Source organism: Enterobacter cloacae complex sp. P17RS (genome assembly GCF_014895885.1).
GTDB lineage: Bacteria > Pseudomonadota > Gammaproteobacteria > Enterobacterales > Enterobacteriaceae > Enterobacter > Enterobacter bugandensis.
In genome coordinates, this window is the sequence record NZ_JADBQK010000023.1 from 36,394 (window position 1) to 59,964 (window position 23,571).

A 23,571-nucleotide genomic window follows, 5' to 3' on the forward strand; every position below is an offset into this window, starting at 1 on the left:
GGAGTGCGCCATGCCTTTACCTGATTTCAAATCCTCTGAACCGTTCACCCTCGGCATCGAACTCGAACTGCAGGTGGTTAACCCGCCGGGCTACGATCTGAGCCAGGACTCCTCCGCGCTTATCGCCGCCGTCAAAGACGACATCAAAGGCGGTGAAGTCAAACACGACATCACCGAAAGCATGCTCGAAATCGCCACCGGCGTGTGCCAGACCATTGACCAGGCGGCGGCGCAGTTCTCGGTGATGCAGCAGAGCATCCTGCGCGCGGCGGCGGAGCAGCACATCCAGATCTGCGGCGGCGGGACGCACCCGTTCCAGAAGTGGCAGCGTCAGGAGGTGTGCGACGACGAGCGCTATAACGTCACGCTGGAGCGCTTTGGCTACCTGATTTTGCAGGCAACGGTGTTCGGACAGCACGTGCACGTCGGTTGCCGGACCGGGGATGACGCCATTTATCTCCTGCACGGCCTGTCGCGCTTCGTGCCGCACTTTATCGCCCTGGCGGCCGCCTCGCCGTACATGCAGGGCACAGACACGAAGTTCTCCTCGTCGCGGCTCAACATCTTCTCCGGGTTCCCGGATAACGGCCAGATGCCGTGGGTTAACAGCTGGCAGGAGTTCGAAGGGCTGTTCCGCCGCCTGAGCGCTACCAGCATGATCGACAGCATTAAAGATCTGCACTGGGACATCCGCCCCAGCCCGCATTTTGGCACCGTTGAGGTACGGGTGATGGATACCCCGCTGACGCTCGGCCACGCGATTAATATCGCCGGGCTGATCCAGGCCACGTCCCACTGGCTGCTGACCACGCGGCCCTATAAGCATCAGGAGCGGGATTTTCTGCTGTACCGCTTTAACCGTTTTCAGGCGTGTCGCTACGGGCTGGAGGGGGTTCTGACGGACGTGCATACCGGCGAGCACAAAACCGTGGCGGAGGATATCGCCTGGCTGCTGGAGCAGGTTGCGCCGTCGGCCGAGAAGCTCGGCGCAACGAGCGCAATTAATGAAATTGCCCTGCTGTTAAAGCAGGGCAAGAGCGAGGCGCAGCGCATGCGGGACTTCATCGCCGACGGCGGCTCGCTTATTTCTCTGGTTCAGAAGCACTGCGAGCTGTGGGCGACGAGTCCGTAAGGCCGTGGCCCCACTCGCGCAGGCGCTGAAACAGCACGAACAGCGCGGGGATAAACACAATCCCTACCACGGTTGCCACCAGCATGCCGCTGAACACCGTGGTGCCAATGATGCGGCGGCTCTGGGCACCCGCCCCGGTCGCCAGCATCATTGGCAGGACGCCGATGATGAACGACACGGCGGTCATCATCACCGCGCGGAAGCGGCGCGATGCCCCTTCCCGCGCGGCATCGACAATCGCCATCCCGTCCATCCGCCGCGCGCGGGCGAACTCCACGATAAGAATCGCGTTTTTCGCCGCTAACGCGATCAGCAAGACCAGACCGATCTGCACGTACACGTCGTTGGCGTAGCCCGCCAGCCATAGCCACACCAGCGCCCCGCCGATGGCGAACAGCACCGAGAGCATCACGCTCGCCGGGAGCGTCCAGCTCTCGTACTGGGCGACGAGGAACAGCCACGCCATCACCACCGCCGCCAGCACAATCCATACCGCCTGGTTGCCGGTCTGCTGCTCCTGATACGACATGCCGCTCCAGGCGTAGTCGTACCCGGCAGGCAGGCTCTGCGCCAGAATTTCGCCCATCGCCGCCATCGCGGTGCTGCTGCTTACCCCTTCCGCTGCCGAACCGCTTACCGATACCGACGGGAACTGGTTGTACTGCTGAATAAATGGCGCGCCGACGGTCGGCGTGATGGTGACGAGGTTGCTCAGACGCACCCGCTCGCCGCTGTTGCTGCGCACGAACAGCTCGCTGATTTGCTCCGCGCGCTCGCGCCACTGCATCTCGTTCTGCATCACCACGTGGTAGACGCGGTTGTTGACGCTGAAATCCCCGGCGCGGGTGCCGCCGAAGGCGGTTTGCAGGCTGCTGAAGATGCGCGACACCGGCACGTCGAGCCGGGCCGCACGCTCGCGGTCAACGGTCAGCGTCAGCTGCGGCACGTTGCTGCTCCAGGTGGTGAACACGCGGCTCAGCTGCGGATGCTGGTTGGCTTTTGCCAGCACCTCACGCGTGACGCGCTCCAGCTCCGCCGGGCTCTGCCCCGCCTGCGCCTGAATGCGCAGGTCGAAGCCAGAGGCGTTGCCCAGCCCCGGCAGCGTCGGCGGCGCGAAGGTCATGATGGTCGCTTCCGGCAGGGCCAGCAGCTGGCGCTGAAGGGTGCCCATCACCTCGTCCAGCGGCGGGCGCTCGCTCCAGTCCTTCAGCATGATGGAGATAAACCCGCCGTTGGAGGCGCTGGTACCGTTGAGGATGTTAAACCCGGAGACCTGAATGACGTCTTCCACCGCCGGGTTTTTAGCAATCAGCTCGCGCGCGGTAGCCATCACCGCTTCGGTGCGCTCCAGCGAGGCCGCCTCCGGCAGCTGGACGCTGGCGAAGAAGTAGCCCTGATCTTCCTGGGGCAGGAAGCCCTTTGGCATCGACATAAAGCTGAACGCCACTACCGCCGCCGCGCCTGCGGTGGCCAGCAGCGCCAGCCACGGACGTCGGTTGAACACGCTCACTATCCGGGTGTAAAGCGTGCACGTGGCGTCCAGCCCACGGTTGAACCCACGGAAAATGGCGGCAGGCTTCGCCGGACGCGGGCGCAGTAGCATCGCGCAGAGCGCGGGCGTCAGGGTCAGCGCCACCAGGCTTGAGAGCGTGACGGCGGTCGAGAGCGTCACCGCGAACTGGCGGTACAGCTCGCCCACAATTCCCGGCAGGAGCGCCACCGGCACAAACACCGCCAGCAGCACCAGCGTGGTGGCAATCACCGGCCCGGCAATCTGGCGCAGCGCCAGCGCGGTCGCCGCCGTGCGGCTCTGCCCTTCCGCCATCAGGGTTTCGACGCTCTCAACCACCACGATGGCATCATCCACCACCATGGTCAGCGCCAGAATAATGGCGAACAGGCTCAGCGTGTTGGCGGAGTAGCCGAGCGCGTAGAGCACCGCAAAGGTGCCCACCAGCGACACCGGAATGGCGAGGGCGACAATCAGCGTCGCGCGCCAGCTTTGCAGGAACAGGGAAACGACCACCACAACCGCCAGCATGGTCAGCGCCAGCGAGACGCCAATCTCTTTAATGGTGGCGGCAACGAAGGTGGTGGTGTCGAATTTTACCTCGTAGACCAGGTCGTCCGGGAAGCGCGTCGAGAGACGATCCAGCTCCGCGCGCACCGCGTCGGCCACGCGCAGGGCGTTGGCGGACGGCGTTGGGTAGATACCGAGATAGGCGGAGTCATGCCCGTTCAGCTGGGCGCCCGAGCTGTAGCTGCGCGAGCCGAGCTCGATGGTGGCGACGTCCTTCATGCGCACCAGCTGGCCCATCTCCCCGGCGCGAATAATGATGTCGGCAAAGTCTTCGGCCTGGCTTAAGCGCCCCAGACCGTTGATGGTCAGCGTCTGCTGCTGGCCGTTGAATACCGGTGGCGTACCGATCTGGCCCGCCGCCCCCTGCACGTTCTGCTCGCGCAGCGCCTGCGCCACGTCATCGGTGGTCACGTTCAGGCCGTTCATGCGGTCCGGACGCAGCCAGATGCGCATGCTGTAGTCCCGAGCGCCAAACATCTGCACCTGTCCCACGCCCGGCAGACGCGACAGCGCCTCGCGCACCTGGGTGCTGGCATAGTTGCTGACAAACAGCGGCGTGTGGGTGTTGTTCGGTGAGTAAAGGCTTACTCCCATCATCAGGTTGGTGGCGCGCTTGCGCACCTGTACCCCGTTTTGCTGTGCCTCGGTCGGCAGCTGCGCCACGGCCTGCGCCACGCGGTTTTGCACGTCGATGGCGGCGAGGTCCGGATCGGTCCCCGCCGCAAAAGTGATGTTCAGGCTGTAGGTGCCTTCATCCGAGCTGGTGGACTCCATATAGAGCATGTGATCCACCCCGTTAAGCTGCGTCTCCAGCGGCGTGGCGATGGCCTCCGCCACGTCAGCCGAGCTGGCGCCCGGCCAGCTGGCAGAGACATTCACCACCGGCGGGGTGATCTGCGGATACTGCTCTACCGGAATAATCCTCAGCGCGATGGCCCCCAGCAGGGTGATGACCAGCGCAATCACCATCGCGAAGCGCGGGCGTTTGATGAAAAACGTCAGCATGATGGCTCCTTAATTGAGTATCTGGACGGCAGCGCCGGGCTGCACGCGCTGCGCGCCGTCGGTAATCGCTCGCTCACCGGGCTTCACGCCGGAGGCAATCTGAAACTGCTGGCCGATCTGGCCGGCCACATTCAGCGGGCGCCTTTCGGCGTTGCCGTCGGCGTTAACCACCCAGGCGAAGAACCCGTCGCCGTTCTGCTGGACCGCGGCGGCAGGCAGCGTCAGCACCGGCTGCTCGCTCGCTGGACGCAGATAAACATTCACGTTGCCGCCGGGAAGCAGCTGGTGGCGCGGGTTGGCAAACTCTGCGCGCAGCATCACGCTGGCGGTGCGCGGATCGATGCGGTTGTCCACGGAGGTGAGTTCCCCGCCGACGCGCTGGCCGTTGCTGTCGATCAGCGCCTGCCAGGCCTGCTTCATGGCGCTGATATCCGCGTGCTGTCCGGCTTTGGTGGCAAACGCCCCCTCCTCCAGCGCAAAGGCGATGCGGATGGGATCGAGCTGCACCACCTCCACCAGCACGCCGCTGGCAGGATTCACCAGGCTGCCCACGTGGAACTGGCTGTGGCCCACGCGACCGTCAATCGGCGAGGTGATGCGGGTGTAGTTCAGGGTGACGCTGCGGGTGTCGAGCCGGGCTTTCGCCTGCTCCAGCGCGGCGCTCGCCACGTCGCGCTGCATGCGGGCGTTGTCCACGTCGTGACGGCTGATGGCGTTGCTGTTGCCCAGGCTTTCGAAGCGGGAAAGCTGCTGCTGCGCCTGACGCAGCGTGGCTTCAGCGCTTCTCACTTCAGCCTGCGCCAGACGCAGTGCAGCGCGCGGCTCGGCGTCGTCCAGCTCGAACAGCACGTCGCCTTTTTTCACGTACTGCCCGTCGCGGAAGTTGATTTTCGTTATCACGCCTTCCGTGCGTGCGCGCAGTTCAACGGTGTGAATGGCTTCGATGCGACCCGGGATCTGGCGCTCGGCGGCGTGGGCGGTCTGCTCCACGGTGGCGACGCGAACGGGGACCGCGGCGGCGAAGACGGGTTGCAGGGTACTGACAAGAAGTGCGAACAGGAGTGGAAGTTTCATGGGAGTACCTCAGCGTTGTTTCTCCCCTCACCCCGGCCCTCTCCCCAAAGGGGCGAGGGTTAGGGTGAGGGGTAAGATTTTCGTTATGCAGCCTTACGGAACCTGCGGGTCAGTCGCTTCTCGATTTCGACGACGAAGAACATCAACCCAGCCACCGCCAGCGTCACGAACCAGTAGCGCAGCGGCAGCGCTTCGGTGCCGAACAGCATCTGCATAAACGGCAGGTAGATAATGGCCGCCTGGAGCAGGAACAGTACGCCCGTCACCAGCCAGATCCCTTTGTTCGCCAGCAGGCCGCGGTTCAGGGAGAACCCTTCGGTGTTGCGGCAGTTAATCATGTACACCCACTGGGCGCAGACCAGCATCTGCAGCAGCACGGTGCGGATGAACTCCGCGCTGTGCCCGCGCGGGGCCAGCCAGGCTTCAAGCGCAAAGGCGGCGATGGCAATCATGGTGCCGACGAAGGCCACGCGCCACACGGCGTAGGCGTCCATTACGTGCTGCCCGGTCTGGCGCGGCGGGCGGCGCATGATGTTGCGCTCGGCGGCCTCAAAGGCCAGGCCGAAGGAGAGCGTGGCGGAGGTCGCCATGTTCATCCACAAAATCAGCACTGGCGTTAGCGGAATGATGTTCCCCGCCAGCAGCGCAATCACAATCAGCAGCCCCTGCGCCAGGTTGGTCGGCATGATGAACAGGATGGTTTTCTTCAGGTTGTCGTAAACGCGACGCCCCTCTTTCACCGCGCTGGCGATGGTGGCGAAGTTATCGTCCGTCAGGACCATGTCCGCCGCCTCTTTGGTGACTTCCGTGCCCTTAATGCCCATCGCGATGCCGACGTCTGCCTGGCGCAGCGCCGGGGCATCGTTTACGCCGTCGCCGGTCATGCCGACGATCTCGCCTTTATCCTGCAACGCTTTCACCAGGCGCAGCTTATGCTCCGGGCTGGTACGGGCGAAAATGTCATATTTCACCGCCGCTTCCGCCAGCTCGGCGTCGTCCATTTTCTCCAGCTGATAGCCGGTGACCGCCTGCTCGCTGTTGCTGATCCCCAGCATCTGGCCGATGCTCATCGCCGTCTGCGGGTGATCGCCGGTGATCATCTTGACGCGGATCCCCGCCTGCTGGCAGGCGTTAATCGCATCAATCGCTTCCGGGCGCGGCGGATCCATCATTCCGGCAATGCCGAGGAAAATCAGGCCGTGGCTCAGGTCGTCGTGCGTTAATGCCTGCTCGCCGTTCGCCGGCTTGAACGCCGCGGCGACCATGCGCAGCCCCTGACGCGCATAGCGCTCCATCTCCGTTTCCCAGTACGCACGGTTGAACGCTTGCGCACCGTTACGCGTCTGCTGCTGGTTGCACAGGGCGAAAATGACGTCCGGCGCGCCGGTAATCAAAATCTGCTCCTCACCGCCAATCTGGTAGTGGGTGCTCATGTACTTGTACTGAGAATCGAACGGGATCTTGTTAACCAGCGTGGTCACGACCGGCTCGAGGTGGGCCTTGGCCGCCAGCACCTTCAGCGCGCCCTCGGTTGGCCCGCCGGTGATGCCCCACAGGCCGCGCTCGTCCTGAATCAGCTGGCTGTCGTTGCACAGGTCAACGGTGCGCAGGTACTGCTCCAGGACGGTGCCCGGCTGGATGTGGACCGGCTCGTCGCTGCCTTCCAGGTAGATATTGCCTACCGGCTCGTAGCTGTTGCCGTCCACGCGGTAGCAGACGTCGGCGGTGATGATGGCTTTTACCGTCATCTCGTTCATGGTCAGGGTCCCGGTTTTATCCGAGCAGACCACGGTCATCGCGCCCAGGGTTTCAACCGTCGGCAGCTTGCGGATAATCGCCCGTTTGCGCGCCATCGCCTGCACGCCCAGGGAGAGGATGATGGAGATAATCGCCGGCAGACCTTCCGGTACGGAGGCAACCGCCAGGCTGATCAGGGAGAGCAGCAGCTCGCCCATCGGGATCTCGCGGAACATCAGGCTGAAGACGAACAGCGCGGCCATCATCGCCAGAATAATGACGAAGATGGCTTTACCGAGCTTGTCCATCTGCACCAGCAGCGGGGTACGGTGCTTTTCAATGCCCGCCATCATCTGGTTGATGTGGCCGAGTTCCGTATCCTTACCGGTCGCGGTGACCACGCCGACGCCGCCGCCTGCGCTCACGGTCGTCCCGGAAAAAACCATATTGGTGCGGTCGCCCAGCGGTAATTCGCCGCTCAGCGAATTCGTGTGTTTATCCACCACGGTGGACTCACCGGTGAGAATCGCCTCCTCCACGCGTAAATTATGCGCCTCGATTAAACGCATATCCGCCGGAATACGATCCCCCGCGCGCAATACAATAATATCGCCCGGAACTATTTCCGTCGTTGGTATGGTTTCATGGTTGCCGTTGCGAATAACGCGCGCCTCGCTGGAAAGCATATTGCGAATACTCTTCAGCGATTTTTCCGCGTTGCTTTCCTGAATGTGGCCAATTAGGGCATTGATGACCGCCACACCCAAAATTACCAGCGTATCGACCCAGTGACCCATTACCGCCGTTAATGCCGCGGCGGCCAGCAGAACGTAAATCAGCACATCGTTAAAATGGGCCAAAAAACGCAGCCAGGCGGGTTTACCTTTTTTCTCCGGCAGCGCGTTCGGCCCTGTTTTTTGCAGACGCGCCTGCGCCTCTGCACGATCCAGACCGCTGGCCTGGCTCTGCACGTGGGTAAGCACCTGCTCTGCGGTCTGCTGGTATGCCAGCCCGCCGGAAGGCGGCACGTTTGGGGAGTATTTTTTTTCAGTCATCATATTTTTCCTTCAATTTCCGGTGAACAGAAGCCTGAATTCCTTTCTGGCTTAAATAAATTGATTTTAAAGTCTTGCGGGTAAAATTGATCTACCGCAATATATTTACCACTGGGTTATTCAAAATTGATTAAAATTATTTCGACGAGCTGATTTTTACAAAATATTTCTAAACCAATCCTAAACGAGGGGGAACCATGTTTGGTATTTATCGCGGACGGCGCCTGGCGTTATACATTGTCGCAGCCATTGTTATTGCGACGTTAATTGGATATAGCACCTATATGTTTGTAAAATTATTTTCGTGATGTAGACATTTATTTACATAGCGCGATATTAATTTAATCATCCGGATTAAATTATTCTCCTTCCGCGCATTATTCTTCGGGGGAAGGAATTATTTAATTAAAAAAGGGCCGACGGGTTGATATTGCTTAACGTTAAAGGATGCCGGACAATGACATTTTTAACTGACGATTAACATTACGATGAAACACCCGTTGGAATCGCTGCTGACTGCGGGGGGCATTTTATTGATGGCCCTGATCTCTTGCTTACTGCTACCCGCGCCATCACTGGGTCTGGTGCTGGCGCAGAAGCTGGTTCAAACCTTTCATATGGTCGATCTGAACCAGCTTTACACCATTTTGTTCTGCGTGTGGTTTTTACTGCTCGGCGCTATCGAATTCTTCATCCTGCGTTTCGTCTGGCGCCGCTGGTTTTCACTGGCGTCGTAGGCCAATAAAAAAGCCGGGTAGCAGCGATGCCTTACCCGGCCTTTGTTTCGTCAATTTCAATGCGCCCGACTATGGTTCTCTTTTCGGTAAGCCCCGGGCGGCTGATGGAAGGTGCGGGTAAAGATGCGCGTAAAGGTCTGCTGCGATTCAAAGCCGTAGCGCAGGCAGATTTCGTACACGCGCTCGTCAGATTCACGCAGATCCCGCGCCGCCAGCAGCAGCTTGCGCTCGCGGATGTAGCGCCCCAGGCTTTCGCCTTTGTACTGCATAAACAGCCGCTGTAAATGCCACTTGGAGTAACCCGCGTGGCGGGCGATCTCTTCGATGCGTAGCGGCTGGTGTAGGTTGTCATCGATCCATTCGACAATGGTATCAATGACCTGAGCGGAAATCGTCATGCTGCTCTCCCCCTCTGTTTCTTGGTTCAACATTATTCCCACCACTCACGAAATTGTTGCGTGCTATCGCTAACCCGGACCGGCTCACCCAGCTCCGGCGTCAGCAGCCGATAATTTTTGTCCTTGCTGGCCCGCGCCAGCTGGATCAGCGGATCGTTCCAGGTGTGTTTCGCCAGCACGAAACGTCCGTTATGCCCCGGCACCACCGCTTTCGCATTGAGGTCCGCCGAGGCCTGCGCCGTTTCATCCGGCAGCATGTGGATGTACTTCCAGTCCTGGTCGTACTGGCCGTTTTCCATGATGGCTAAATCCACTTCACCAAACTGTTCGCCGATGGCCTTAAAGTGCGGGCCATAACCGGAATCGCCGCTGTAGTAGACCTTCTGCTCTCGCGTGACAAACATGAAGCTGCCCCACAGGGTCTGGTCACGCTTAATGCCGCGCCCCGAGAAGTGGCGCGCGGGCAGGACGTGAACCGTCAGCGCATCGCTGATGTGCACCGACTGGTTCCAGTCCCGTTCGTCGATAATCTCAGGCTTCATTCCCCAGTAGCGCAGGTGGGATCCCACGCCGAGCGGCGTGACGACGCGCTTCACCTTCGGCAGCAGCGCCCGGATGGTGGCGTAGTCCAGATGGTCGTAGTGATCGTGCGAGATAATCAGCAGGTCGATTTCCGGCATGCTCTCCGCGCGCCACGGATACTCTCCCGCAAACGCTTTATTGAGGAACGAGAACGGCGCGGCGTAGTTGCCGAGGACCGGGTCGATCAGAATGCGTTTTCCCGCCAGCTGCATATACCACGAGGAGTGGCCGAGCCACACCAGCGTATCCTGCTCCAGAGGCAGGCTCGCCAGATCGGTTTTCACCAGCGGCAGCGGCTGCGCCGGACGAGCGTTTTCGGTTTTACGGGTCAGGAACTGCCACCACGCCACCAGCATGTTTTGCTGCCCGGTAAAGCCAGGCGTCGGGAGCGCGTTGTGAAACTTCCCGTCGCGATAGTGCGGAGAAGCCTCCACTTCCGTGAGCTGCGCACCCTGCGGCGGCTGGCCAAATCCGGCATTCAGAACAAACGGTAAACTCGCAGCCGAAGCAATAATCATGAGGAACACCACGCAGATGAAGAGAGGCTTTTTCATATCCTGACCCGAAAACACGCGCCATCCGATGGTTTACGCGAGGGAAACTTGATTATGAGTGAGTAAGCACTCATTATAGATATGATGATAAAGTCGTCAAGACGTTTTCGATCTTTGACATTCCGCGTTGCAGCGTGTCAAAGCACGTGTTTCAATCAGGGTTTTTATAATTGAAAGGGGGAAAAATTTAGTGGCACGTCCGAAGAGTGAAGATAAAAAACAGGCCTTACTGGAAGCCGCGACGGTGGCATTTGCACAGTCAGGTATTGCCGCCTCAACGGCGTTAATTGCCCGTAATGCGGGCGTCGCTGAAGGCACGCTGTTTCGCTACTTTGCTACTAAAGACGATCTGCTGAATGCCCTTTACCTGCACCTCAAGCAGGACCTCTGCCAGACCATGCTGGCGAACCTCGATCGCACCCTCACGCTTCCTAAAGAGCATACCCGCAATATCTGGAACAGCTACGTGGACTGGGGGATTCGTAACCCCGTTGCGCATGCGGCGATCCGCCAGATTGGCGTGAGTGAAAAGCTAAGCGCTGAAACGGAACAGGCGGTGAAAGAGATGTTCCCGGAACTTCACGAGCTATGCCGCCGTTCGGTGCGCCCGGTGTTTATGTCCGATGAATTCAAAACGTTTGGCGATGCGCTTTTCTTATCGCTGGCGGAAACCACCATGGAGTTTGCCACCCGCGATCCGTCCCGCGCCACCGATTTTAAAGCGCTGGGTTTCGAAGCCATGTGGCGCGGGCTGGCTCAGGAGGATAACGATGGACAGTAAATCCCTGCAGGCGCACGCAAAACGCGTCGCACTGGAGATGCCTTTCACCGAACACTGCTGGCCGTTTGGCCCCGAGTACGACGTGTTTAAGGTGGGCGGGAAAATTTTTATGCTGATGGCCACCGCGCACGGACGCCCCCACGTTAGCCTGAAATCCGACCCGGAAAAATCCCTGTTAAATCAGCAGATTTACCGTGGCGTTGAGCCGGGCTACCACCTCAATAAAAAACACTGGATTTCGCTCTACGGCACCGAGGACATCACGCCAGAACTGGTCGCCGACCTGATCGAGGATTCGTGGAACCTGGTCGTCGATAAGCTGCCGAAAAAAGACCAGAAATGGATACGCCCTGCCTGATTGTTCGTCTGTGCCGAACAGTATAACCGCTCGAATCGCACTTATCTTTTGCCGCTTCGCGCGGTAATCTGCTCTCCTTTCGCGCCCGCGCACGGGCGAATTTCATTACCAGGAGTAGTCATGGATATCATTTCTGTCGCCCTGAAACGCCACTCTACCAAGGCGTTCGACCCAACCAAAAAACTGACCGCTGAAGAAGCAGAGAAAATCAAAACCCTGCTGCAGTACAGCCCGTCCAGCACCAACTCCCAGCCGTGGCACTTCATTGTGGCCAGCACCGAGGAAGGAAAAGCCCGCGTGGCGAAATCCGCCGCGGGCACTTACGTGTTCAACGAACGCAAAATGCTGGACGCCTCTCACGTGGTGGTTTTCTGCGCGAAAACCGCGATGGACGATGCCTGGCTTGAGCGCGTTGTCGACCAGGAAGAGGCCGATGGCCGTTTCAACACGCCGGAAGCTAAAGCCGCGAACCATAAGGGCCGCACCTACTTCGCCGATATGCACCGCGTGGATCTGAAAGATGACGACCAGTGGATGGCGAAACAGGTTTACCTGAACGTCGGTAACTTCCTGCTGGGCGTGGGCGCGATGGGTCTGGACGCGGTGCCGATTGAAGGCTTTGACGCGGCGATTCTGGATGAAGAGTTTGGTCTGAAAGAGAAAGGCTTCACCAGCCTGGTGGTGGTGCCGGTTGGGCATCACAGCGTGGAAGATTTTAACGCCACGCTGCCGAAGTCTCGTCTGCCGCTGAGCACGATTGTGACCGAGTGCTGATTCAAACGGGTCGCTGCACGCGGCCCGTTACGTTTTACTGATGACCAGCCTGCGGTGTGGATGCACATCGCGATCGCTTCTCCAGGCAAAGGCAATCCAGCGCTCTTCCAGCTCGGCGTAAGAGTTTACGGGCGTTAACGTCCATTCTTCTCCCACTGTACCGTCTGCCACGCTAATGCGATAGTTCATGGTGAACGCCCAGTCGATCATGCGCAGCCAGAACCGTTGCCCGTCCCCCGTTTGCTCGCTGTCGGAGACTACGATGTCGTATTCGCTGAGCACCCACTGGAAAAATAATTGCGGTAATCCGCTTATTACGCGCTGGTGGACGGCGCGCGGGGTGCGCCATACCATCACCTGCGTGGCGGCTCCGTGGGGAAAGGTAATTTCTTTATGAAATGTAAGCTTCACGGCATACGCCGTATAAGGCTTACCGTCATCGGTAGTCACGAGACGATATTCATCACCATAACGCGATTTTAAAAACCGGTATCCGACAGGCAGCAAGAACCCCGGCAGATGAAAATCCGCAGTACCCCGCGCCAGAAATGCTTCGGTATGTTCGACGTTTCGGGAGATAAGCCCGAGTTTTTGGCTGAACTCTGCGGAATCAATCATTAGTGGCGACATTAGTTGTTTCTCATCGCATAAGTATAGTCAACTTAACTTCCAATAGAAATCGCGTAAATTCAGCAAGTTGATTAAGCGTCAATAGAGCGTAATCTGCGGATGCTTTATCCCGCACACCAGCGCATAACGCGTTAATGTATCGAGACTCGCCCGGGTAATATTCGCTTCCATTCTTGATACCGTTGGTGCGCTGACGCCCATCCGCTCCGCCACCTGGGCGCGCGTCAGGCCAGCATGATTGCGCCATTGCGCCAGCATCTCCCGCAAACGCTCCTTGCGCTCTTCTGCATCAAAGGAAGCCTGAACCTCTGAATCGCTTAACAGTTCAGCCCTGAGTTCATCCCAGTCAATAATCTTCTTGCTCATCCAACATCTCCTGTTGTCGCTTCAGTGCCAGACGAAGTTCAGCAGAGGGCGTTTTTTGCGTCTTCTTAACAAACACGCGCAAAAGAAAAATCGTCTTTTCCCGCGGGTAAACATAGATACCTCGGGTATGGATCAGCCCAACGGTCCTTATTTCAAACAGGCCATGCGGCAATGGTTTGCTGTCAGGTTCCCGAAGAGCCGTCGGGTTTAAACGCAATTTATCAAGCTGGCGAATCAGCTTCGCCTTCACCCCAGCAGGTAGTAAGAGAATCTCTTCCCTTACCGCCTCATGAACGATAAGTCTGAACACGATATTTCATCCCTGATGATATTAGCATATAAGGCAATTTGCATTAAAGGCTAATTTAGCTTTTCGTGTCCCACCTTACCCATTTTTAACAGGAAGAACCGGAGCCGCTTTGATTACCTGAAAGCGCCTCGCAAAAAACTTACTTCCCCTGCGCCGCCAGCCATTCCATCGCCCTTTCCCCCGCCTCATCCACCGGGAGATACACCAGCAGCCGCGATCCGTTTCGCGGCGCGGAGTACCAGTACATCTGCTGCAGCGTAAAATCTCCCAGTTCTGGATGGGTAAACAGCTTGAGCTGGTTCTCCACGCCGCGCACGTCGTTGCGCTGGTGCCACAGGGTTTTGAACTCTTCGGACACCGCGAAGAAGCGCGCCAGTTTGGCTTCCCACAGCGGGTCGCCCCGGTGCTCGGCCATCGCCGCGCGGAAATAGGAGACGAAAATCGGCAGCACGTCGTCGCGTCTGCCGAGACGCGCGCGCCACGCCGGATGGGTAAGGAACAGGTAAATACAGTTGCGGTCTTCCGGCGGGATATCATTGAAATCAACGCCCATCAGGTGCCCGAAGCTGTCATTCCACGCGACGATGTCGAAGTTGGGCTTCTGAATGCTGGCGGGTTTAGGCATCAGGGTATCGAGCAGGCGGCGCGTGCCTTCGCTGATGCCCTCGCAGCAGACCGCCTGCGGGGCTTCACCCGGCGGCAAGCCGGCGAGCACGAAAAGATGCCGGGCCTCGGTCGGGGTACACTGCAGCGCTTTTGCGATGGCGGCCATCACTGCGCTGGAGGGGTTGACGTCCCTGCCCTGCTCAAGCCAGGTGTACCAGGTCACGCCCACGTCAGCGAGCATCGCCACCTCTTCCCGGCGCAGGCCCGGCGTGCGCCGCCGACCGCTGCGCGGCAGGCCGAGACGCTGGGGATCGAGGCTTTCCCGTCGGGCACGTAAAAATGCCCCCAGCTGTTTTCGGGTGTCATCCTGAAGTGAGGTGACGGGTTCAGACATCAAGGCCATAAATCCCCCTGCATGGTAGTGCCAGTACCAGTATAAGCAAGAACTGGTACCCGTTTATCAGATGGTTGATGCTACGACCATCTGATGAATGACGCAATGGAGTTACCATGAATACGTCAGTTGTTTCACCGGGTCGCGCAGGCCTGATATTGCTGTTAACCGGCCAGATGCTGCCGATGATTGATACCTCAATCACCAACGTGGCGCTGGACGCCATCACCCACTCGCTGCACGCCACCGCCACCGAGCTGGAGCTCATTGTCGCTCTCTACGGCGTGGCCTTTGCCGTCTGCCTTGCGCTCGGCAGCAAGCTGGGGGATAACCGTGGCCGCCGTCGCCTGTTTATGTGGGGCGTGGCAGTTTTTGGGCTGGCCTCGCTGCTGTGCGGGATGGCGGGAAATATTGAACAACTGCTGGCCGCACGCATCGTTCAGGGCGCGGGGGCAGCGCTCATCATGCCGCAGATCCTCGCCACGCTGCACGTCACGCTAAAAGGTAGCGCCCACGCGAAAGCCATTAGCCTGTTTGGCGGCATTGGCGGGATTGCGTTTATCGTCGGGCAGATGGGCGGCGGCTGGCTGGTGTCGGCGGATATCGCCGGGCTGGGCTGGCGTAACGCCTTCTTTATCAACGTGCCGATTTGTCTGGTGGTGCTGGCGTTAAGCCGCCGCTACGTGCCGGAAACCCGTCGTGAAACGCCGTCGCGCATCGACTGGACAGGCACCGTGCTGCTGGCCCTCATTCTTTGCTGCCTGCTGTTCCCGATGGCGCTCGGTCCGCAGTGGCACTGGCCGTGGTCGCTGAAGGTTATGCTTCTTGCCATTATTCCGCTAGCCTGGCTGATGGCGCTGAACGCGCGTAAAAAGGAGAGAGAGAATGCCCATCCGCTGATCCCGCCACGCCTGCTTCAGCTTCGCAGCGTTCGCTTTGGCATCGTGATTGCGCTGCTCTTTTTCAGCGTCTGGTCCGGGTTTATGTTCTGTATGGCGCTGACCATGCAGACCGGTCTGGGGATGGCGCCGTGGCAGTCCGGGAACAGCTTTATCGCCCTGGGCGTGACCTATTTTATCTCTGCCTGGTTCGCGCCGCGGTTGATTGCCCGCTACAGTACCAGCACGATTCTGCTGACGGGTCTGGCAATTCAGATAATCGGCCTGCTGGCGCTCATCGCGACGTTCCGGCTTTGGGGCGTAAACAACACCGCGCTGACGCTGGCCCCTGCCACCGGGCTGGTGGGCTACGGTCAGGCGCTGATTGTAAACAGCTTCTACCGCATCGGGATGCGCGACATCCAGCCTGACGACGCAGGGGCCGCAAGCGCCATTCTCAGCACGCTGCAGCAGGCCGCGCTGGGTCTGGGCCCGGCCATTTTCGGGGCGATTTTGCTGCACGGGCTGCAGAATTACCACGGGGATTACGCGCAGGCGATTAACCTTTTCCTGGCGGTAGAAACCGGCCTGATGGTTATCCTGGCGCTGGCGACGCTGCGCATGCGTCATCGTCTCTGCCTGCCGGTAGTGAAGGTCTGTGAGGCCGCCAAATAATCCTGTGAATTTGCATAATAGATCCGCAGCCGCCATTATGGGGCTGCATCAATACAGGAGACGTTATGCAGGAATTAATTGCTCAGGTTGAAGAGTTAGGGATTGAAATTAATCACACCACCTCTTTAGTGATTATCTTTGGTATTATTTTTCTCACCGCCATCATTGTTCATTTTATTTTGCACAAACTGGTGCTGCGCGCATTCGAGAAACGCGCGCAGGCCAGTAGCCATTTATGGCTGCAAATCATTACCCAGAATAAATTATTTCACCGTCTGGCCTTTACCCTGCAGGGGATAATCGTCAACGTTCAGGCGGTACTGTGGCTGCAAAAAGGCAGCGAAGCGGCGGAAATACTCACCACCTGCGCGAAGCTGTGGGTGATGGTGTATGCCCTGCTCTCCTTCTTCTCGCTGCTGGACGTGATATTTAATCTGTCGCAAAAGATGGCGACCGCCTCGCAGCTGCCGCTGAAGGGGATCTTCCAGGGCATCAAGCTGGTGAGCGCTATCCTGGTGGGGATATTGATTATCTCCCTGCTGATCGGCCAGTCCCCGGCGATTCTGATCAGCGGTCTGGGTGCGATGGCCGCCGTCCTGATGCTGGTGTTTAAAGACCCGATACTCGGCCTTGTGGCGGGTATTCAGCTTTCCGCCAACGACATGCTCAAGCTCGGCGACTGGCTGGAGATGCCAAAGTACGGCGCTAATGGTACGGTGACGGACATCGGCCTGACGACCGTTAAAGTACGCAACTTCGATAACACCATCACCACCATTCCGACGTGGGCGCTGGTCTCCGACGCCTTTATCAACTGGAGCGGGATGTCCGCCTCCGGCGGGCGACGCATCAAGCGCAGCCTGAATATCGATACCACCAGCATTCATTTTCTCGACGAGCAGGAGCAGCAGAAGCTGATTCAGGCGAAACTGCTGAAGCCTTATCTGGCCGCGCGCCATGAGGAAATTAGCCTGTGGAATCAGCAGAACGGCGAAGGGGAATCGGTATTAAACCTGCGCAAGATGACCAATATCGGCACCTTCCGCGCCTACCTGAATGAATATCTGCGTAACCATCCGCGTATTCGTAAAGATATGACGCTGATGGTGCGCCAGCTGGCACCGGATGCCAACGGGCTGCCGATTGAAATATATGCCTTTACCAATACGGTAATCTGGGCGGAATACGAAGATATTCAGGCCGATATCTTCGACCATATTTTCGCGGTAGTGGATGAGTTTGGCCTGCGTATTCACCAGTCGCCGACCGGGAACGATATTCGCTCCCTGGCAGGCGTTATTGTCAGATAATCAGGTGCTGGCGCGGGAAATAAAGCGCCAGTCCATCATCACCCTTTCCGTGGGCGCATCCGGGTTGTCGATTTTGTTTAAGAGAAGATTGACCGCCTTGCGCCCGATATCCCGTGACGGCTGTTCGATGGTGGTAAGTGAAATCATGTCCGCCAGCTCCGTACCGTCAAAGCCGACCACGGCAATATCCTCTGGCACCCGCAGACCTGCCTGCTGAATGGCGCGCAACGCGCCCGCCGCCAGCGTATCGGAAACGGCAAATACCGCATCCGGCGGATTATCTTTTAACAGGTTTTGCATCGCCGCCATGCCCGCCCCGGAGCTGAGATCGCTGGCATACTCCACCGCCTGATAGTCCAGATCCCGCAGGTGGATCACACTCTTGTAGCCGCGTTCGCGCAGGCGGGCATATTTGTAGCTGAGATCGTGGTTGATCATCGCGATACGCTTGCGGCCGCCGTCGGCCAGCTGGCTGACGGCATGCTGTGAAGCGTCCACATCATTGATGCCGACGCAGGAGACCGCGCCTGCATCGGCGTATTCGGCGCACTGCACCCACGGTGCAGAACCAATCAGCGCGGCAAGTTCCGGCAGCTTCGAGAAGGCGTCCATGGTGATAATGCCGTCGACGATTTTGCCGGAGAGCAGGCTCAAGCCCGAGCGGGAGCGCTCGATGTCCGAGCCGGAGTTGCACAGCAGAATGCGGTAGCCGTTTTTCTCCGCCTCGGCTTCGATGCCCTTCACCACTTCGGCGCAGAACGGGTTGGCGATGTTGGACACCATCACCAGGATCATATAGCTGCGGGCGGTGCGCAGCTGACGGGCGAGCAGGTTTGGCTGGTAGTTGCTCTCCTGAATCGCCTGCAGAACGCGCTCGCGGTTTTTCGCCTTCACGGTGTCGCTGTTATTCAGCACGCGAGAGACCGTTGCCACGGAAACCCCGGCCAGCTGAGCGATTTTCTGAATTGACATAGCGACGATACATCCTGCGGTTAGCGTTTTGTGCAGGCTACCATAAATTTGTTGCCCGGCGAACCGGGCAATGCGTCAGCATTCCACGCGCACCCAGCGCTGCTGCTGATGGCTTTTCACAATGGCATCAATGATATACATCACGTTTGCGCCATCGTGAAACGTCGCAAACTGCGGCGTCTCCGGCATTGCGCCCGCCTGCACGGCGCGGTAGAACTGCGCCATCATATTTTTGAAGGCATCCGGCCAGCCTTCAATATGCCCGCCAGGGAAGTGGGCGCTGTCGGCTACGTCAGGGTTCATCAGGCCTGGATCGTCGGTGAGTGTCTGGTTGGCCTGCGCACGATGGCCGATCCACAGCTGCTGCGGCACCTCCTGGTCCCACGCCAGCGAGCGCTCGCTGCCGTTTATCTCAAACGTCAGGCGGTTTTTACGCCCGGCGCTCACCTGCGAGACGCTAAAGCAGCCCTTGCTGCCGTCGTCAAAGCGGAACAGCACCGAGCCGAAGTCTTCGGTCGTGACCGGTTTGTCTTCATACTCCGCCTGTTCGTCATGGGAGAAGGTTTGATTCCCGCCCTTGCTGGCCCTGCGCGTCGGCCAGACGATGGAGAGATCCGCCATCACCTCGGTAATGCGCCGCCCGGTGACGAACTGCACCGTGTCGCACCAGTGGGAGCCGATATCCGCCACCGCGCGCGATGCGCCGCCGAGCGCGGCATCCACCCGCCAGTTGTAGTCGGTTTCCAGCAGCATCCAGTCCTGTAGGTAGCTGCCGTGTGAGGCAAAAATCCGCCCGAGGCTGCTTGCGCGCAGCATGCTCGCCGCCTGACGCACCATCGCAAACTGGCGATAGACGAAGCTCACGCCATGCACCACGCCCGCCTGCTCCGCCAGCGCCACCAGCTCGCGCGCCTCCTCAGACGTCATGCACAACGGCTTTTCGGAAAACACGTGCTTGCCCGCGCGCAGGATCTGGCGGTTAATCTGTGCGTGCAGGTGGTTCGGCGTGCAGTTGTGCACCACGTGCAAATTAGGGTGCGCGAGCAGCTCCTCAACGCTGCCGTACGCGTGCGGTACGTTTAGCAGGCGCGCCTTTTCCTGCGCCTTAACGAGCGAGCCGTCGCACAGCGCGACCATCTGAACAAACCCGAGGCGCCTGAGCGCCTCGATATGTGCCGGGCCAATAAACCCGCTGCCGACGATCCCGACGTTAATCATGACTGCCCCCTGCGGCGAAATCGTCAAACGCCCGTCCGGAAACGGGAATGATATGGCGGCGGATAAATTCGCTGCCTTCGCGCGCGCCGGTATCGCCATCCTTCAGGCAGCACTCCCACTCCAGCACTGCCCAGCCGTCGTAGTCGTACTGGGTCAGCTTGCTGAAAATGCCCTTAAAGTCGATCTGCCCGTCGCCGGGCGAACGGAAGCGACCGGCGCGGTTGATCCACGGCTGGTAGCCGCCGTACACGCCACTGCGCCCGCTGGGGCGGAACTCGGCATCCTTCACGTGGAACGCTTTAATACGCGCATGGAAGATGTCGATAAAGGCCAGATAGTCCATCTGCTGGAGCAGCATATGGCTCGGATCAAAGAGGATGTTGCAGCGCGGATGGTTATCCACCAGCGCCAGAAAACGCTCGAAGGTCACGCCGTCGTGCAGATCTTCCCCGGGATGCAGCTCAAAGCAGACGTCCACCCCCTGCTCGCCAAAGGTATCCAGTATTGGCCGCCAGCGGGTTGCCAGCTCCTCGAACGCTTCCTGAAAACGCTGCTCGTTATGCGGCGGCCACGGATAGAAAAACGGCCACGCCAGCGAGCCGGAGAAGGTGGCGTGCGCTTTCAGACCTAATCTTGCCGAGGCGACCGCCGCCTGCTTCAGCTTCTCCGTGGCCCACGCCCGACGGACAGCATCGTTACCGCGCACTGATGCGGGCGCGAAGTGGTCAAACGCGTCGCTGTAGACGGGGTTCACCGCCACGAGCTGCCCTTCCAGATGGGTCGACAGTTCGCTGATAACCAGCCCGTGCGCGGCCAGCGTAGCGGCGATGTCATCGCAGTAGGCCTGGCTCTCTGCGGCTTTCTCGACGTCAAAGATGTGCGGATGGTTGCAGGGGATCTGCACCGCCTTATAACCTTTACCTGCCGCCCATTCAGCCAGCCCGTCGAGCGAATTAAACGGCGCTTCTGCGCCAATAAACTGCGACAGAAAAATGCCGGGTCCTTTCATCGTCCTCATACCACCTCCTGAACGTTACGCCTTGTCATCGTCATACTTAAACGTGAGAAGGAAAATCAGCGCGATCGCCGCGGCCGCTACCGCCGGGATCCACCAGAATGTCACCCACGCCTGCGGCACGGTCTGCCCTGCCACCAGGCGGTTATAGAGCGCGCCGGAAATCTGCGAGCCAAGCAGCATGCCGATGCCGTAGGTGAACATCACAATCATGCTCTGCGCCTGGCCTTTGACCTTTTCGCCCGCCACCCGGTCGGTGTAGATAAAGCCGACGACAAAGAAGAAATCGTAGCAGACGCCGTGGAGCAGAATGCCGAGATACAGCAGAATGCGCCCTTCCTCGCTGACGCCCAGCGCGAACATGGCGTAGCGCACGAACCACGCCAGCATGCCGATCAGCAGCATGACCTTCACGCCCAGACGGCGGAACAGCAGCGGAATGACCAGCATGAAGAAGATCTCGGACATCTGCCCGAAGGACATGGCGGTGCTGACGTCGGCAATTCCTGCATCCGCCAGATACGAGGCGGTGTAGGCGTAATAGGTGCCGAGCGGGACGGAGATCAGCATCGCGCAGACGGAGAAGACGAAAAAGTGGCGGGTTTTGAGCAACGCGAACGCATCCGCGCAGAAGAGATCCCGCACCTTCACCGGCAGGCCTTTCGCGGGCGCAGGCGTGTGCGGCAGCGTCAGGCTGTAAAGCGCCAGCAGCACGGAGCTGGCCGCCGCTACCTGAAAGATGGTAACGCTGGACGCCACGCCGGTGACGCCAATGAAAATGCCCGCCACGATCCAGCCGATGGTGCCGAACACGCGCACCACCGGGAAGGTTTTATCCACGTTCGCCAGGCTATGGAACGCGATGTTGTTGGTCAGCGCCAGCGTCGGCATGTAGCAGAGCGTGTAGCCAAACAGCAGGCCAATCAGCAGCGCGCCGTTCTCGGCAATCAGCGCCCCCGGCACGAACCAGAGGATCGCCGCGCCCGCAAGGTGCATCACCGCCATCACCTTCTGCGAGGCGAAGAAGCGGTCCACCAGCATTCCGAGCACGAACGGCGAGAGAATGGAGGCGATGGGCCCGGCGGAGAAGGCATCGCCAATCAGCAGAGACATGTTGTGCTGGGTCATCACCAGGCCGAGTGTGACCGACCAGCTACCCCAGATAAAAAATTGCAGAAACATCATCAGCGACAGCCGCGGCACCAGTAGCCGGTGCTGCGCTATCGCCTTTTCACTACTTTCAGTTGACACCATGATAAGCCTCACCCGGAAAAAGTAATCGATTACAAAACAACTCAAATGAAAAGTAATCGATTACAAAATAAAGATCCTGTGGATCGTAGAAGATTTGGGAGGGGGGTCACGATAAAGATGAAGCAGTGTTTTGTAGGCCCGTAAGCGCAGCGCCACCGGGCGTGAAGGCAGGTGCGGTCTGGTTTGGTGCGGTCTGTTGCCCTCACCCCGGCCCTCTCCCACAGGGAGAGGGAGAAAAACGGGCTACTTTTTGCGTGAGAGCTTAAACGCGATAAACAGGAACACCACCCATACCGGCAGCAGCATTGCTGAAAGCCGCATCTCATCCATGGTGCACATCAGCACCAGAATCAACGCCAGGAACGCGATACAGAGGTAGTTCCCCGCCGGATAGAGCAGCGCTTTGAACTGCGTCTCGCGCCCCTTGCGGCGCATCGCCGCGCGGAAACGCAGGTGCGCCAGGCAGATCATGATCCAGTTCAGCAGCAGCGTCGCCACAACCAGCGCCATCAGCAGGCCAAAGGCCTGTTTCGGCAGCAGGTAGTTAATTAGCACTACCAGAGACGTAATCGCGCCGGAAAGGAACAGCGAATTGACCGGCACGCCGCGGCGGCTGACGCGGGTAAGGAACTTCGGTGCGTTGCCCTGTACGGAGAGGCCAAACAGCATACGGCTGTTGGAGTAGACCCCGCTGTTGTACACCGACAAAGAGGCCACCAGAATGACGAAGTTCAGTGCCGAAGCGACCACGTTGCTGTTGAGATCGTGGAAAATCATCACGAACGGGCTGCTGTCGGACTTCACTTCCACCCACGGGTAAAGCGCCAGCAGCACCACCAGCGAGCCGATATAGAACAGCAGAATACGGTACACCACCTGGTTGACCGCTTTCGGAATGCTTTTGTGCGGGTCGCGCGCTTCGGCCGCGGTAATGCCAATCAGCTCCAGACCGCCGAAGGAGAACATAATCACCGCCAGCGAGAGGATAAGCCCTTTCCAGCCGGTCGCCAGGAAGCCGCCGTGCTGCCACAGGTTGTCGATAGTGGCACGCTCGCCGCCGTGGCCGGAGAACAGCAGCCACAGGCCAAAGCCGATCATGCCGATAATTGCCAGCACCTTAATCAACGCAAACCAGAACTCGGTTTCACCATACAGGCGCACGTTGACGAGGTTAACGGCGTTAATGATGATGAAGAAGGCCGCCGCCCAGATCCACGTGGGCACGTCCGGCAGCCAGTACTGCATGTAGATGCCGGCGGCGGTCAGCTCCGCCATCCCCACCAGCACGAACATCACCCAGTAGTTCCAGCCGGAGAGGAAGCCTGCGAACGGGCCCCAGTATTTATAGGCAAAGTGCGCGAAGGAGCCTGACACCGGCTCTTCAACGACCATCTCGCCGAGCTGGCGCATGATCAGGAAGGCGATAATCCCGGCGATAGCGTAACCCAGCAGAACCGCGGGGCCGGCCATCTGAATGGCGGGGCCGATGCCGAGAAACAGCCCGGTACCGATTGCGCCGCCAAGGGCAATTAACTGAATATGTCGATTTTGCAAACCACGTTGCAGCGTCGGATTCTGATCCGACGAGGCTTCAGCGCGACCATGGCCTGAAGCGGATGACGCGTCTTTCACGCCCTACCCCTGTCTCTTTTTTAGAAGGGGCACGTTTTAACACT

21 protein-coding genes are annotated in these 23,571 nt (G+C 59.2%); 7 read left to right on the forward strand and 14 right to left on the reverse strand.

Going from position 1 to position 23,571, the window contains the following annotated elements:
- The first annotated feature begins 10 nt into the window (after nt 1-10).
- Nucleotides 11-1,132, forward strand: a complete 1,122-nt coding sequence (locus IM265_RS17320; protein WP_192971444.1) for a YbdK family carboxylate-amine ligase — start codon at nt 11-13, stop codon at nt 1,130-1,132.
- On the opposite strand, the gene IM265_RS17325 is transcribed toward IM265_RS17320, so the two are convergent.
- The 3 genes from IM265_RS17325 to IM265_RS17335 all read right to left on the reverse strand — a co-directional run bounded on the left by IM265_RS17325 (nt 1,083) and on the right by IM265_RS17335 (nt 8,083).
- The gene (locus IM265_RS17325; RefSeq protein ID WP_193032126.1) at nt 1,083-4,217 is read right to left on the reverse strand and encodes an efflux RND transporter permease subunit; all 3,135 of its coding nucleotides are present in this window, start codon (nt 4,215-4,217) and stop codon (nt 1,083-1,085) included. The genes IM265_RS17320 and IM265_RS17325 overlap by 50 nt on opposite strands.
- Nucleotides 4,218-4,226: 9 nt before the next feature.
- Entirely contained in the window at nt 4,227-5,291 is a 1,065-nt protein-coding gene (locus tag IM265_RS17330; protein WP_193032128.1) for an efflux RND transporter periplasmic adaptor subunit, read from the reverse strand.
- Nucleotides 5,292-5,374: 83 nt separating this feature from the next.
- The gene (locus tag IM265_RS17335; RefSeq protein ID WP_193032145.1) at nt 5,375-8,083 is read right to left on the reverse strand and encodes a cation-transporting P-type ATPase; all 2,709 of its coding nucleotides are present in this window, start codon (nt 8,081-8,083) and stop codon (nt 5,375-5,377) included.
- A gap of 488 nt (nt 8,084-8,571) precedes the next feature.
- On the opposite strand from IM265_RS17335, the gene IM265_RS17340 reads away from it, so the two are divergent.
- Nucleotides 8,572-8,820 (forward strand): DUF1158 domain-containing protein, encoded by a 249-nt coding sequence (locus IM265_RS17340; RefSeq protein ID WP_041910998.1) that lies wholly within the window; start codon nt 8,572-8,574, stop codon nt 8,818-8,820.
- A gap of 56 nt (nt 8,821-8,876) precedes the next feature.
- Here IM265_RS17340 and IM265_RS17345 read toward each other — a convergent pair whose 3' ends face one another.
- Entirely contained in the window at nt 8,877-9,218 is a 342-nt protein-coding gene (locus tag IM265_RS17345) for a RamA family antibiotic efflux transcriptional regulator (protein ID WP_028012253.1), read from the reverse strand.
- Between the two features lie 32 nt (nt 9,219-9,250).
- The gene (locus IM265_RS17350) at nt 9,251-10,354 is read right to left on the reverse strand and encodes a RomA family MBL fold metallo-hydrolase (protein WP_047362673.1); all 1,104 of its coding nucleotides are present in this window, start codon (nt 10,352-10,354) and stop codon (nt 9,251-9,253) included.
- Nucleotides 10,355-10,544: 190 nt separating this feature from the next.
- On the opposite strand from IM265_RS17350, the gene IM265_RS17355 reads away from it, so the two are divergent.
- The 3 genes from IM265_RS17355 to nfsB all read left to right on the forward strand — a co-directional run bounded on the left by IM265_RS17355 (nt 10,545) and on the right by nfsB (nt 12,267).
- The gene (locus tag IM265_RS17355) at nt 10,545-11,135 is read left to right on the forward strand and encodes a TetR/AcrR family transcriptional regulator (RefSeq protein ID WP_028012251.1); all 591 of its coding nucleotides are present in this window, start codon (nt 10,545-10,547) and stop codon (nt 11,133-11,135) included.
- The gene (locus IM265_RS17360; protein ID WP_028012250.1) at nt 11,125-11,493 is read left to right on the forward strand and encodes an MmcQ/YjbR family DNA-binding protein; all 369 of its coding nucleotides are present in this window, start codon (nt 11,125-11,127) and stop codon (nt 11,491-11,493) included. Before IM265_RS17355 ends, IM265_RS17360 begins: the two co-directional genes overlap by 11 nt.
- A gap of 120 nt (nt 11,494-11,613) precedes the next feature.
- Nucleotides 11,614-12,267, forward strand: coding sequence for an oxygen-insensitive NAD(P)H nitroreductase (gene nfsB / locus IM265_RS17365; RefSeq protein WP_047367650.1), 654 nt, complete (start codon nt 11,614-11,616; stop codon nt 12,265-12,267).
- A gap of 27 nt (nt 12,268-12,294) precedes the next feature.
- Here nfsB and IM265_RS17370 read toward each other — a convergent pair whose 3' ends face one another.
- The 4 genes from IM265_RS17370 to IM265_RS17385 form a co-directional block, all read right to left on the reverse strand.
- On the reverse strand, nt 12,295-12,897 hold the full coding sequence (locus tag IM265_RS17370; protein ID WP_193032130.1) for a hypothetical protein: 603 nt from the start codon (nt 12,895-12,897) through the stop codon (nt 12,295-12,297).
- A gap of 78 nt (nt 12,898-12,975) precedes the next feature.
- Entirely contained in the window at nt 12,976-13,263 is a 288-nt protein-coding gene (locus IM265_RS17375; RefSeq protein ID WP_028012247.1) for a helix-turn-helix domain-containing protein, read from the reverse strand.
- Nucleotides 13,244-13,573, reverse strand: coding sequence for a type II toxin-antitoxin system RelE/ParE family toxin (locus tag IM265_RS17380; protein ID WP_088205198.1), 330 nt, complete (start codon nt 13,571-13,573; stop codon nt 13,244-13,246). Before IM265_RS17380 ends, IM265_RS17375 begins: the two co-directional genes overlap by 20 nt.
- Before the next feature lie 139 nt (nt 13,574-13,712).
- A complete protein-coding gene (locus IM265_RS17385) occupies nt 13,713-14,582 on the reverse strand; it encodes a helix-turn-helix transcriptional regulator (protein WP_069733226.1) in 870 nt (289 codons plus the stop codon).
- A gap of 107 nt (nt 14,583-14,689) precedes the next feature.
- Between IM265_RS17385 and IM265_RS17390 the strand changes: the two genes are divergently transcribed.
- Nucleotides 14,690-16,126: an MFS transporter gene (locus IM265_RS17390; RefSeq protein WP_193032132.1), complete on the forward strand. Its 1,437-nt coding sequence runs from the start codon at nt 14,690-14,692 to the stop codon at nt 16,124-16,126.
- A 65-nt stretch (nt 16,127-16,191) separates the two neighbouring features.
- Nucleotides 16,192-17,436, forward strand: coding sequence for a mechanosensitive ion channel family protein (locus tag IM265_RS17395; RefSeq protein WP_193032134.1), 1,245 nt, complete (start codon nt 16,192-16,194; stop codon nt 17,434-17,436).
- Here IM265_RS17395 and IM265_RS17400 read toward each other — a convergent pair whose 3' ends face one another.
- The 5 genes from IM265_RS17400 to pheP form a co-directional block, all read right to left on the reverse strand.
- Nucleotides 17,437-18,408, reverse strand: coding sequence for a LacI family DNA-binding transcriptional regulator (locus tag IM265_RS17400; RefSeq protein ID WP_047362669.1), 972 nt, complete (start codon nt 18,406-18,408; stop codon nt 17,437-17,439). It abuts the gene before it with no gap.
- A gap of 75 nt (nt 18,409-18,483) precedes the next feature.
- Complete coding sequence (locus IM265_RS17405; RefSeq protein ID WP_193032135.1) at nt 18,484-19,626, reverse strand: Gfo/Idh/MocA family protein; 1,143 nt, start codon at nt 19,624-19,626, stop codon at nt 18,484-18,486.
- Nucleotides 19,619-20,644 (reverse strand): sugar phosphate isomerase/epimerase, encoded by a 1,026-nt coding sequence (locus tag IM265_RS17410; RefSeq protein WP_193032137.1) that lies wholly within the window; start codon nt 20,642-20,644, stop codon nt 19,619-19,621. Before IM265_RS17410 ends, IM265_RS17405 begins: the two co-directional genes overlap by 8 nt.
- A 15-nt stretch (nt 20,645-20,659) precedes the next feature.
- Nucleotides 20,660-21,895, reverse strand: a complete 1,236-nt coding sequence (locus IM265_RS17415) for an MFS transporter (RefSeq protein ID WP_126345080.1) — start codon at nt 21,893-21,895, stop codon at nt 20,660-20,662.
- A 243-nt stretch (nt 21,896-22,138) separates the two neighbouring features.
- Nucleotides 22,139-23,527, reverse strand: coding sequence for a phenylalanine transporter (gene pheP / locus IM265_RS17420; RefSeq protein WP_047367642.1), 1,389 nt, complete (start codon nt 23,525-23,527; stop codon nt 22,139-22,141).
- Between the last annotated feature and the right edge of the window lie 44 nt (nt 23,528-23,571).